General features: G+C 46.6%; 1 pseudogene. It reads right to left on the bottom strand.

The features are described 5' to 3' along the window. Positions 1-253: pseudogene (locus AB4512_RS22455) on the bottom strand (hypothetical protein); the annotation flags it as partial.

The raw sequence follows: 253 nt of genomic DNA, 5'->3' as shown, positions 1-253 counted from the left end.
GGTCTGCGAGTATCCAATTGTTGCTCGGTAAAAGCGCCACTGTCGTAACCGCGCTTGTAACGAGAAAACTCACGTTGGGCTTTATCTCTTTCTGCGATGGCTTTGATTTTTGCAGCCTCTGCTTCAACCACTTCAGATTCCATTCCAAGCGCACCTTGGCTTGCTTCTTTTACCTTGGCTTCTAACCTTGCGACTTCAGCTTCGAATGGAACTGGGTCTATTTTGAAAAGAATATCCCCTTGCTTCAGAGGTT

It is taken from the genome of Vibrio sp. 10N.222.52.B7, assembly GCF_041474275.1.
Lineage (GTDB): Bacteria > Pseudomonadota > Gammaproteobacteria > Enterobacterales > Vibrionaceae > Vibrio > Vibrio crassostreae_C.
The sequence above is the reverse complement of the archived record's forward strand: the minus strand, read 5'-3'. Positions and strand labels throughout refer to the sequence as shown.